Source organism: Pseudobutyrivibrio xylanivorans DSM 14809, assembly GCF_900141825.1.
Lineage (GTDB): Bacteria > Bacillota > Clostridia > Lachnospirales > Lachnospiraceae > Pseudobutyrivibrio > Pseudobutyrivibrio xylanivorans.
In genome coordinates, this window is the sequence record NZ_FQYQ01000002.1 from 51,173 (window position 1) to 64,141 (window position 12,969).

The window sequence follows — 12,969 nt, forward strand, 5'->3', positions numbered from 1 at the left end:
TGATATGTTTCCAGGAAGTGTTGGAATCGGTGCATTGGAGTTGTGGGGTTCGTTATTTTGCCTGATAGCAGCTTTTTCAATTGACCGTGGTAAGACAGTTGAAAAGAGAGAAAACATCCAGCTGGGATATCTTTTGCTTATAAATACTGTTATTTTGGTTTTTGACATGTTTGCTGTTACATATAACGGCGAACCGGGAAATGTGAGCAGAGTTATTCTCAGAGTGGCTAACTTTGGACTTTTTTTCAGCCTTTATCTTTTGGAAATATACTTTTTAGCATATCTTAAGGCAGTAATTGTAAATAATGGAGGTAGCTTTTCTGTCTGGTTTAAGTATCTTGGAATACTTCTTATGGTTATTTCCATAGTAATACTTGTTTTTGATCAGTATACACACAGAATTTATTACTTTGATGAGAATAATATATATCATAGGGGAGAAAGCTATGTGCTGGCATTAATGCCAGTGTTTATCTGCTTTGCACTAATACTATTCATTGTGTTTTATTCTCGACATTATTTTAGCAATCTCCAAGTTTTGGCATTGCTTATTTACCTTTCTTTTCCTGTTTGCAGTGCCATCATTATGGTGGTTACAGGTGAGGTTTCATCTATTATAAACATCTCAATTACAATTTCGCTGATGCTTATGTATCTGTTTTATGAGATAGAAAAGAACCAGAGAATGCTAAAGCAGGCAGAAGAGTTGGTAGAGGCGGAGCGTGCAAATAACCAGTTTAAAAACTATATGCTTTGGACTCAAATCCAGCCACATTTTATATATAACAATTTAAATGTTATTCAGTTTTTATGTAGGAAGGATCCGGAGCTTGCAGCCGAGGCAGTGGTTAATTTATCTGCCTTCCTTCGTTCATATATTGACGCCTACGATATGGATGTATGTATTCCAATATCTGAGGAGCTGGAGATTATAAATCATTACCTGTATATGCAAAAGCTTCGCTACGGTGACAGACTGGAAGTGGAGATAGCTGTAAGCTGTGAGCATTTTAGCGTCCCACCTCTTTCTGTGGAAACACTTGTTGAGAATGCTGTACGCCACGGAGTGGCAAAGAAGACAGAAGGCGGACGAGTTTCAATTCGCGTTTACGAAGATGAAAATGAATATCTGGCAAAGGTTGAGGATAATGGTGTAGGCTTTGATTCATCAGAGCTTGAAACTGATGATGGAAAGAATCATGTAGGACTTAAGAATACCAACAGTAGACTTAAGTTTATGATTAATGGATACTTAGAAGTTGAGTCTCAGGTAGGACATGGCTGTAAGGCTATAGTCCATGTGCCTAAGGGTAAAAAGGATGAAGTATCTGATAGTTGATGATGAAAAAATCATAGTTGAGGGAATGGAAGACACCCTGAGAGAAATAGTGGGGGACAGTGCAGCTATTTACACTGCTTCTGATCCATTTGAAGCCATTGAAATGATGAAGCTTCATCAGGTAGATATGGTGTTTTCAGATGTGGATATGCCAGGAATGAATGGTCTGAAGCTGGCGCAGTCTCTTTCCGAAGTAAATCCTGATGTGGATATAGTCTTTTGTACAGGCTATGCTCACTATAGCCTGGATGCCTGGAAGACCACAGCGAAAGCCTTTATACTTAAGCCAGTATCCAAAGAGGATATGAAGGCAGCAATCGACAGGCTAACCGCCAGCCGAAAACCGGCAGGAGTATCTGAGACTGCTGATAAAGCAGATGGGAAAGAGCTGGAGGTCATCTGTTTTGGAAACTTTGAGATTTTTCATAAGGGCGCTCCAGTTCATTTCGCCAGAAAGAAATCAAAGGAAATGGTGGCATACCTTATAGATCGAAAAGGTGCGATGGTTTCCACCGGAGAGCTTAGAAGTGCTCTCTGGGAGGAGGAAGAGGACAACGAAGAGAAGAAGGGCTATATAAGGGTGCTTGCCAACGATATTAGAAAGAGCATGGAGGATATTGGTATTTCAAATTTCCTTCGTAACGATATGGATTGCTACAGTGTAGATATAAAGTCCATGTCCTGTGATTACTTAAAATTTCTTGAGGGAGACGAAAAGGCAAAGAAATCTTTCGCAGATGAATACATGATGCAGTATCCATGGGCAGAGAATACACTAGGTACTCTGCTTGATATGCTGTGATGTAACGAGTTTGTAACACCCTATAGACTACAATTCATGTAACATGGAAATAGTCTATGGGGATTTTTTATGGCTAAAAACAAAATGGTTCGAAGGGGCGGAATGATTTCCTTCGAAAAAGATGAAAAAAAGTCCATAATTATAGCCCTCGTGGTAAGTGCAGTTGTAGTTTTGGCTGTAGTTTTAGCGATTATTGCAATCAGACACAAAGGCTTGGGAGTACCAGTTGGTGCTACCGAGGAAGTAGTTGATACATACACTGTTACAGATAGTTACACAGAGGATGGCAGTATTATTGTAACCAATCAGGCTGAGCTTGAGGAAAAGCTCTCAGCCTCTACTCAGGATGCAACAATCGGCTCTATTACAATTCAGTCTGAAGAGGAGCAGTCTTTGGAAATTCCTGCTGGAGATTACAGTCAGTTGGCGTTAAATGTGGATGCTCCATACACTGAAGTGTCTAACTATGCCAATTTTAATACTATTAATATTACCCAGATTTCAGCTAACACTTGGGTTGAACATGCAAGCGGTAACAATATTATTCTTCAGGCAAACACCAGCCATATAATTGTCGAAGCTGATGGTATGGTTGAAAGCATATCTAATATTTCCTATGGCTCAACTTTGGCTGTAGAAATATATGGAACTGTAAAAGAGCTTTCACTTGAGGCAGAAGAGTCCATATCCTCTGTAAGTATAGATGGACAATTGGAAAATCTCGATATTTTTAGCAAGACAAATCTTGCTCTTTCAGGTGCAGGAGCAGAGAAAATTTCTGTAAGAGTTCAGAGTGGGGCAGATGGGTCAATCGTAAAGACATCTGTACCTGTAGATTTGACTTCAAGCGGAACAGTAGATTTATTTATGTTAGAAGGCGCTGAGAATTCTCAGGTGACTCTTACCAGTAATGATGTATTAACTAATTTTTATAACAACACAAGTAGTGAAATCAGTATTGTTGATGCAGATAGCAATTCAGTAAGTATTCCATCAGGTGAGACACAGTCTTTTGGTGAGATAAAGGAGCCTGAGCCAGAACCAGCTTCAGAGAACTCAGGTAGCGGCTCCGCTGTTTCATCTGGTTCGTCAGGTTCATCTGGTTCATCAGGTTCTGGTCGAAAATCTTCTGGTTCTTCACAGCAGACTACAGAACAACAAAGTACACAGACTACACCAGTACCAACACCGACGCCAACGCCGACAGCAACGCCAACACCAACGCCGACAGCAAAGCCAACACCAACACCAAAGTCTACACCAACGCCAACGCCAACACCAACACCAACACCAACGCCAACACCAACGCCGACACCAACGCCGACACCAACACCAACACCTACACCAACACCGGCGACAGTGTTTGAAAATATTTCAAATAAGATTAATGAGATTACAGATTCTCTTAAGGGTCTTACACAGCCGAAAGAAGAATATGCAAATCAGACTGGAGAAGATCCTGATAATATGACAGAACAGGAAGAGGATATGCTGGAAAAGATTAGGGAAGCAGCTATGAATGCGATACTTTCTTTGCCTCTTCCAAGTGAAGAATATAAAAACAATGCTACTGACTACGGTTATGTTGCATATAGAATATCAAACAACGATATCATTTATTCTCGCTATGATTCGTTAAATGATAAGAATGATGAGTATATTTTGATCCATAATGCAGCCGCCAGTGGAAAATCCTATTTAGTGCAGTTGTACTATTACTATTTCATAAACGTGGATGATGGAATAGAAAGCAGACTGGAATGGAATGAGATGGGGACTTCCAAGTCAGTTGTATTAAATCCTGGAGAAAGCTGGATGTTTTATAGAGAAAAACCAGTTAATCCAGACATCGCTAAATACACCATTGAAATAGTAGCTACGAACAGTGGTGAAGCTGAGATATTAGAAGAAGATCCAAGGGTAGATATTCCGATGGGACTTGATTGGGAGCCGGAATACTCTTCGACAAACAGTGCTTTACAGGCAGTATTCTTAGATGGAAGCAGAGTAGTGGGTACAACAATTTATTATTTAAGCGATGGCGATGTTTATACAGATATGATTGTGGATAGTGATCGAGCAGTACATGTAAATAATATAGAAGAGGAGACATATATTCAGTTTAGATTACCAATAGGTAACAGTAACGTTAAATGGTTATTCTTTGCTCAGTGAGGTAGCTAAAGGATGAAAAAAAGGATGAAGGCATTGCTGGTGGTTTTTACAATAATACTTTCAATGCTTAGGGGGACAACTTCATATGCTGCAGCCACATCAAGCATAATCTTTCAAGGACTGGAGGTAAAAGATGTGGTGGAGATTTATCGTATCTGTAATTACGATGAATCATCTGCCAGCTATTCCTGGGCTTTTGCAGTAACTTCATGGATGTCTGAAAAAAGAACGGGACAATTCTATGCAGATTTAAGTCCGGCAGGGCTTTCAAAAATGAAGCCGAAGGCTGCAAAGGAGTTCTGTGAATTGCTCTTGGATGGACTGAGAAACACTTCTACAGGAGTAGCTAATTTACAGGGCGAGTCCTTTACCTATGAGGTGGGTGGTGGAAATACAGTTGAGATAGAAGCAGGATATTATATCGTCCTGCCTAAGGGCCATAGCCGAGTATACGACTTGGAATGGTTTGTATTACCACCGGGTTCTGAAAAAACAATTACCTATACAGAGGATAATTACAGTGTTCCATCCATGACTACTTCAATCGCAAATGATACTAGCGATAGAGGAATGGTTCAGGAGACGGTTCCACTGACAGAGCTGGATGATCAGGTTACTGTAACATCAAATATTACAATGCCATCCTATAACAGTATGTATTCAGATGGTAAAAGAGTACTTACAGTGTCATTTGTTATACCTTATGGAATGGAGTATATAGCTGACAGTTTGAAGCTTACTACAACAGAAGAGGGGCAGGAAACAGAACTTCCAGAAGCTGCTTACACGGTAATGAATTACAGTAATGCCCAGTTCTATAAGGATTATAGTGACAAATTTGTTTTCTTTGGTTCTCAGGATTATTTTTACGAGATAGATGGAAATCATTTGGCGGGACCAGACGGCACACCTGAGCTTGCATTAACAGCTTTTAATGAAGCTTATGGTACTCAGTACAGTATTGAGGAGAAAGGCTTAAAGACTGTAGGTGTGGGAGGAAACACATCAACTCAGGAGATAAGAGAAGCTCAGGCTGCGGAGACAGGTGAGCCAGTTGAAGCATTGGAAGAAACAGAAAATGAGGATGGCAGCGAAGAAGTCTCAGATGAGTCAGAGAATTTAGATGACGAACAGACTGATCCAGAAGGAGTGACTGTAGAGACAGAGTCTATAGGTGATACATCTGTGGATACCTCTAATCTTGTATATAAGACAGGTGGAGTATCCCTTGTGATTGTTTCACTTGATACATCAGTAGAGATTGGTACCTTAAATGCGAAAATCAGTGCCAAGAAGAATCAGTACAGCACACCTGATGGATGGTATGACATTTACACATGTCTAAGCTATTCAGTCAGCCCACTTGATAAGAATCTCAGAGCTGTGATTAAGGAGTCTGCACGAGCGGCAGCCTATGGAATCAGACTCACAGCCTGCATGGGATATGCAGATTCATATCAGAAGACTGGCGATGAGATTTTAGCAACAGCTCCTAGAATGCTTGACGACAAATTTACTCTTTATAAAAAGACTAACACCTATTCAGGTGACATTAATGAAGCTGTTACGCAGGTTGCAACAGAGAATAAGGATAAAGTTCAGCTGGTCTATGATTCGGCTTTGAATGTAACTAATGAATATACAGAATATGCACTGCTTAGTTTGAACGACGAAGCGCAGATAGCTATTGGTGGCATTATCACCGGAGAATATCTGATAATGCAGACAGACCATGTTCCAGGATTCGCCCTTTCAGAGTATTCCTACATAATAGAGTCGGATGACTGGCAGGATGAGGAATATATGGAAGGAAATTGCGTATTTGATCTGGTCTGGTTGGATTACAAGACGGTTTATCTTCCTGCCACTGGTGACAGTGGGCAAGAAACAGGACGTGCAGCAGGAATTCTGATTATGCTGTTTGCAGCAGCGGCCATAGTACAGGTGGCTAGAAAGCAAAGAAATCTTGTGATTTTTCGCCGATAACAGGGTGTTACAAAAATAAATATAAAAAAGATTTTCTTTGTAACTAGTTTGTAACTAGTAACGGTTTATTATATGGCATATAGAAGAGAATTCTATGCGATATACTACGTCAGATAAGGAGGAAAAAATCATGAAAGGAAAAGGAAAGCGATTAGCCGCATTACTAACACTTATAGTTCTTACTTTCAGTTCAGTATTGGTTGTTAGCGCTGAAAGCAGCAATACAAAACTGATTCAGAGAAGTACTAGTGTAAGCAATCAGGAATTCGATCATACTGAGGTTTCTGTTGCTGAGAATACACCAGATAGAACTGGATTTACTCTCAATGTAAAGAGAGCAGATGACAGCTTTACTCTGTATAATCTGGTGAATATCGTTGCTTCAACACCTGATGAGGCAAGCGGAATTACATCCATTGACGTTCAGTGGATTACTCCAGTTGCAGAATTCATCCGTACACATGAGCAGTTTTCTGGTGATGCAGATTACGCTTCTCCTATAGCACTAGGGTCTTATACAATAGACCAGTCCCTTTCAGGCGAAGCTAAGGAAAATGCAGAGAAGGCAGCCAAGGCAGCAAAGGAAAAGAAGCTTATTGCTCTTATCAATGCTATGAAGTCAGATTATGAAATCGTAGTTGATAAGAATGCTACAGCTCTTGGTCAGATGACAGCTGTTGCTCACGTTGATGGTTCAGCAGTGGAGTCTACAATTGCTAGTAACCCATCTGCTAATCTCAATGATACACCTGGCTCAGAAGTAGTAATCGGACTTTCTGGAGCAGCTTATGAAATCAGCAAGTTAAAGTTTGGTTTGTATTTTGTAGATGCTTCAAACCCAGCCAGAGCTTCAGGTGGTGGATATCAGCCTGTAGTAGTAGAGCTTATCCCAGAACAGACAGGTCCTTCAGGTCATTGGTATATCGATAATCATAAAACAGCAACACTTAAGAATGAATCAATCAATATCGGAAAGAAGATTAATGGATCTGATAGCGATATTATCAGAGAAGGTGAGATTGTTACATTTAACGTAGATATTGACATTCCTCTTTATACAAAGACTGGCAATACATTTGATTTCACAAAGTTCTGCGCATTTGATGATATGTCACAGGGCTTCACTCTTATAGCAACATCAGCTACACTTACATATTTTGATGCTCAGGGAAGAGAGTACCATCCGGTGGCAGCACTTGTAGGTGATAACTATGGAAATAAGACCGCACGCGACACAAACGGAACTTATGAAGCAAAGCTTATTGGATACAGCTACCCTGTATATTATAGTGGTGAAGAGAATCAGAAGGCATATTTCTATGTAACAGAAGATTCTCCAACAGCAATTACTGTATGGGTTAACAATGGTGGTAAGCTTAATTCCATTCCATTTACAAAGAGTAGATCTAATGGAAAATATACATTTAACACTAATGATTTAATAGCTATTAACAACCAGCTTGGATCAGACAATCAGATTCCAAGTGCATATATTACTTCATCAAATGCACCAAAGTTTACTCTTTCTGATACAACAAAGTCTCTTATCGCTGTAGAGTTCAATTATGAGACTCTTATGAATGAAGAGACATATGTACATATGGTTGATTCAGCCAGCTATATTCAGGATGAGGAATTTACATACCCTAATAAGGTAACTGTAAAATATGATGCTTTAGTAAATGATTCAGCATACTTAGGTAATAACGACAATACAAATACAGTAACAGCTTATTACATTGAGGATACATCAGGAACAACTGGTGAGGTTTCAGATGAGGTAGTTGCCTGGACATACGGTGCAAACATCGTAAAGGTAGACGGTGAAGCTTATTCAGATTTTGAGAAGCTTTCAGATGAGCAAAAGGCAGCTCAGATTGCAGAAGGTAAAGCACCTTATTTGGAGGGCGCAGTATTTGATATCTATAGATTAGATACAACATACTGTGGTGGCGCTGCAAATGCTGATAAGAATACAGCTCCAGTAGAAAGAGCATACAATACATTCGCTTTCTATGATGATTCAACATATCCTGTTACATCAGTTGATAGCGCTAATGTCACAACAAGATACACAGAGTCATTTAGACAATATGCAGAAGTATTACAGAAGGCTATGAAGTATGAGATGACTCAGAAAATGGCCCTTACAGATGCAACAGTTATAGGCGGTGCAATCCAATCTGCAATTGGACAGATGACAGCATATACTACAGCTGACCAGTTTACAAATAAGTATAATTTTGCAAATGCTTATGAAAACGTAGAAACAATCAAGAGATTACATGACGAATTTAGTGGAAATATTCTTCTTGACTACATGATTCCAAAGGCACAGACACTTGACAATGGAAAGAAATGGGATGTAGCAGAAGATTTCGAAAGTGGATTCGTAGTATTTGTACCTAGATGGGTAGAAGCAAATGAATGTGCTATTCATTCAGGAGCACATTGGCACTTGGATGCATACTCATTATTCTGGGCAGATACAACATCAGTTGCTGATGGTGATGGTGTCCTCTTAACAGGATTTGATCCAAATCAGTATCTCATGATTGAGAAGACTGCACCAGCAGGTGGATATAACAAGTTAAGTACAGCAATTTACTTTGAGGTAAATCAGATTTCTGACGAGCTCTATACAGAAAGAGGTAATTCTTACGCTAGCTTCCTTTCAGATGAGTATGAGAACGCAGTTGGAGAAAAGATAGTTGATGATAACTTAGATGGTATTTATCACTTTATTATCAAGAACTACAGTGGACTTACACTTCCAAGTACTGGTGGTATGGGTACATTATTATTCACATTGATAGGTTTGATTATTATGGGTGGAGCAATTGTATTTGTAATTGCAAGAAGAAAGAAGTTAGCTAGAAATGCAGCGTCATTTATGGCAATAGCTTTGATGATTTTATCACTCCTTGTTCCTTCAATGAATGCAAATGCAGCTACAACAATCAGCCTTGGAAACAGTGAGGGAATTAGCACAGGTGCACAGAAAGCTACACCTAATGGAACAGCAGAATTTATTATTCATCTTAGAGATGCACATGACACACTTTCAGTATATCGAATTGCATCTGTAAGTTATGATGATACAACAATGACCTGGAGTGATTTGGAATGGGTTCCAAACCTTTACAGTTACTTAGGAAATTACTCACTTGATACAGGTAATGATAACATTCCTACAACTCCACAGCAGTTTACAGAGTTAAATGCAAAAGAGCAGGCAGATTTCCTTACATGGGTTTATGATACAAAAGATAAGTCTGGAATAGGAGCAACATATAAGGTTAATGACCAGTATATAAGCAAGTTTGATAACAAGACAACTAATGAGAATTATGCAAAGATTACAAACGTTGCCTATGGAATGTACCTAATCAAGGGTGAAAATAAGGAAATAGGAAGATCATACTCAGTACTTACACTTTCAGCAGTTCCAGAGATTCAGGGACCTATGGGCGTATATTATCTTACAGGTGATCTGGAAGCTACACTTAAGTATGCTGACGTTACAGTAGATAAGCGCATCAATCAGATGAACTCTGATGTAGTTAGAACAGGAGAAACTGTAAGCTTCGAAATCGCAGGTGAAATTCCTAGCTACTATCCAATCAATGGCGGTGTTGTATACACCAAGGAAGATGGAGATTTATACACTGGATATGATTGGAATGCAAATTACAAGTTTAATATTACTGATGATATGTCATCAGCATTCACACTTGATCCAAGTACAATAGAGATTTATTTAGGTAATTCTCTTACAGAGGATGGTTGGGTAGCTCCACCAGCAAATTCTTATATAAGCCTCATTGCATCTCCATATTCAGCTGAGGCAGGAGAAGGAGTTGTTTGGTTTAAGGACAGCACAGATAAGAACGGTTATTACATTATCAAGCACATTAAGAAGAATGGTAGTGTTTATAATCTTACCTGGTATATTTATAACGAAAAAGAAGGAAGCATTGAAGTATTAACAACTGGTACAGCTAGTTCAGAGGCTAATGCTACAGGACTTCCAGATGCATCTATTACCAGTGCTTACAAGACTGCAACAGATATTCAGTCTGTAGGAACAATAGCAAGAGCTACCAATAAGAACATTTTTGCTATTTCCTTTGACTATTCAAAGCTTGTACATATTAATGACGAAGGTAAGTGGGAACAGATTTATAAGTACATTGGTCTTACATACAAGGCTACAGTTACAGAGGATTGCGAACCTGGTTCACAGGACAACACAAATACAGTTCACCTCTGGTATAGAAGTGATATCGCAGGACATTATAGTTCAGTAGATGACACAGTAAGAGCCTACACATATGGAATGAGAATTGTAAAGACTGATGGAGAATCAAATCCTACTAAGTACCTTATCGGTGCACAGTTCAATCTCTACAAGGAAGCATTTGTATATGTTCCTGATTTGACACTTGCAGGTGGTGATGAGTCTATAGTTACAGCAGAGCCTTCAAGCTCTAATTGGCAGTACTATAAGTTTGGAAGATATGCAGAAAATGGTGAGTATTCATCAATGACTGCTGAGATTCCTACAGATGACAGCGAGACTCCTGTAGTGCTCGATACACTTGATAAGCTTGAGGCACAGGGTACTACATTTGCAGGTGGACTTAATACTTACTTCAGATATGTTCCAGTTCCAGCAGGAACAGATGGCATTGACGCTGAGCACTACAATGTAATCGTTTATAAGCAGATGGCACTTGCAGACCAGTTTGGAACAAATGCAGCAGGTCAGGAGTACCAGACAGTAAAAGAAAATACAATTTATTCAATTGATACAGAAGAAGGTGTTTTAATCGACGGATTAGAGGATGCTTCATATGTATTAATCGAGACAGTATCTCCTACAGGTTACAACGCTCTTACAGAGGCAATGAGATTTGAAATTAGCAAGATTACTAATGAGATGCGTGAGTTAACAGAAAACTCAGCTTATGACACAGATGTTATTTTCTACTCAGCTAATGAAGTTAATCCTGCAGAGGAAGGTATTGTAGATGCAGTTGCATTAGAAGTTACTGAGAATGAAGGAACAGAAAACGAAACAACAGTAGTTAAGTATTATCAGGGATACTCAGATGGTATTTATGGAATCAATGTAAAGAACTATCAGGGACTTACACTTCCAAGTACTGGTGGTATTGGTACATTATTATTCACAATCATCGGTATCATTATCATGGCAGCAGTAATTATCGTAATACTAGCCAAGAGAAAGAAAAATAGTTATATGTAGTTTCTGACTTAAACAAAAAATGGGCAGGAGGCAGTTAACTGCCTTCTGCCTGTTTACTTTTGAGGGATGGCATGGGTGTTCAAAGGAAATTCAATTACATGAATTTACTTTTAATCCTAGTTTTCGTAGTGGGACTAGGAATACTTTTGTATCCCAATATTTCTGATTTTTTTAACCAAAAGAACAGTTCGAAATCAATTAATGAATATGACGAAACAGTAGCTCAGATGAATGAGGAAACCAGACAGGTACTGTTTAAAGAAACGGAAAGCTATAACACCACACTTTTATCTAATCCGGTAGGTCGTTTTGCAGACATGACCGAGGAGATGAAGGATGATTATTATGGCACTTTGGATATAGATGGAAGTGGCATGATGTGTTATTTGAAAATAGATAAGCTGGGATTAAATCTCCCGGTATACCATGGAACCACAGAGGACGTACTACAAAAATATGTAGGACATATAGAAGGAACTTCGCTTCCAATAGGTGGACAAGGAACTCATTGTGGTCTTTCTGGTCATAGAGGATTACCAAGTGCGGTTCTTTTTACAAACTTAGACAGAATGGAAGTGGGAGATGTTTTCTCTATCATAGTTTTAGGTGAGGAACATTTTTATCAGATAGATCAGATAGTAACAGTTCTACCAAATGATTTATCACCTTTGGCAATTGATCCCGAAATGGATTACTGTACGTTAGTTACATGTACTCCTTATGGTGAGAACACTCATCGTCTTATGATACGAGGAGCCAGAATAGAGGACGAAGAGGCCGAGGAAATAATTGATAATACCGAGTCAGCGACTCTGAAATACGGACTTACCCGAGAGCAGGTGGTAAATGCTATAGCAGCAGTTATGGGAACTGTATTCATGTTCGTGGCAGTGCCAATTCTACTTTTCCCACCTGTTCCAACACCTAAGGCATATATAAGACCTTGGGATGACAACATCGAAGAGGTATGTAAAGCTGCTATTAAGGTTTCCGAGATGGCCACTAGAGCAAACTGGGAAATGGATAGCGTTACCCATGAGGCAGACACTTTTGCAAAGAGGCGAAGATGGGACGATACATTAAAATATGCCGATAAGCTTACAGAGGATGACTTGGAAAGACCTTGGGATGATTATGATTTCTATGATGAATCTGTAGATTACAGTGAGGAAGAGGAAGTAAGACTCTGGGATGACAAGGTACTTGAAAAGGTTGATCAGGACTGGTCAGTATTTGACAGAGATAAGAATCAGCAGAATCTTAAGTTTGAGAACATAAATGAAATTATAGATCAGGGTAAGGTTGAGGAATCATTTGAGAATTTAGATGAATATTTCAAAGAAGAATTACGAATAGGATTTGAATTATTAGAGAAATCCAAGAAAGGAAAGTAGT

The 12,969-nt window shown here is 39.1% G+C and carries 6 protein-coding genes; all 6 read left to right on the plus strand.

Translation table 11 applies throughout. From position 1 onward, the window contains the following. Nucleotides 1-4: 4 nt before the first annotated feature. The 6 genes from BUA88_RS01985 (at nucleotide 5) to BUA88_RS02010 (ending at nucleotide 12,968) form a co-directional block, all read left to right on the plus strand. Nucleotides 5-1,339 (plus strand): sensor histidine kinase, encoded by a 1,335-nt coding sequence (locus BUA88_RS01985; RefSeq protein WP_072911953.1) that lies wholly within the window; start codon nucleotides 5-7, stop codon nucleotides 1,337-1,339. Then, nucleotides 1,320-2,141 carry a response regulator gene (locus BUA88_RS01990; RefSeq protein ID WP_072911957.1) on the plus strand — a complete coding sequence of 274 codons (822 nt, stop codon included), beginning with the start codon at nucleotides 1,320-1,322 and terminating at the stop codon, nucleotides 2,139-2,141. Before BUA88_RS01985 ends, BUA88_RS01990 begins: the two co-directional genes overlap by 20 nt. 69 nt (nucleotides 2,142-2,210) lie before the next feature. Further along, nucleotides 2,211-4,316, plus strand: coding sequence for a hypothetical protein (locus BUA88_RS16300; RefSeq protein WP_200798839.1), 2,106 nt, complete (start codon nucleotides 2,211-2,213; stop codon nucleotides 4,314-4,316). 12 nt (nucleotides 4,317-4,328) lie between these two features. Beyond that, complete coding sequence (locus BUA88_RS02000; protein WP_072911960.1) at nucleotides 4,329-6,302, plus strand: hypothetical protein; 1,974 nt, start codon at nucleotides 4,329-4,331, stop codon at nucleotides 6,300-6,302. Nucleotides 6,303-6,432: 130 nt separating this feature from the next. After that, entirely contained in the window at nucleotides 6,433-11,574 is a 5,142-nt protein-coding gene (locus BUA88_RS02005; protein ID WP_072911964.1) for an LPXTG cell wall anchor domain-containing protein, read from the plus strand. A gap of 98 nt (nucleotides 11,575-11,672) precedes the next feature. Then, the gene (locus tag BUA88_RS02010; protein WP_072911968.1) at nucleotides 11,673-12,968 is read left to right on the plus strand and encodes a class C sortase; all 1,296 of its coding nucleotides are present in this window, start codon (nucleotides 11,673-11,675) and stop codon (nucleotides 12,966-12,968) included. Nucleotide 12,969: the final 1 nt, after the last annotated feature.

What these genes read in the sequence shown, in the direction of transcription:
- BUA88_RS01985 (WP_072911953.1), top strand. Translation starts at nt 5, where the DNA reads ATGTTTCCAGGAAGTGTTGGAATCGGTGCATTGGAGTTGTGGGGTTCG.
- BUA88_RS01990 (WP_072911957.1), top strand. Translation starts at nt 1,320, where the DNA reads ATGAAGTATCTGATAGTTGATGATGAAAAAATCATAGTTGAGGGAATG.
- BUA88_RS16300 (WP_200798839.1), top strand. Translation starts at nt 2,211, where the DNA reads ATGGCTAAAAACAAAATGGTTCGAAGGGGCGGAATGATTTCCTTCGAA.
- BUA88_RS02000 (WP_072911960.1), top strand. Translation starts at nt 4,329, where the DNA reads ATGAAAAAAAGGATGAAGGCATTGCTGGTGGTTTTTACAATAATACTT.
- BUA88_RS02005 (WP_072911964.1), top strand. Translation starts at nt 6,433, where the DNA reads ATGAAAGGAAAAGGAAAGCGATTAGCCGCATTACTAACACTTATAGTT.
- BUA88_RS02010 (WP_072911968.1), top strand. Translation starts at nt 11,673, where the DNA reads ATGAATTTACTTTTAATCCTAGTTTTCGTAGTGGGACTAGGAATACTT.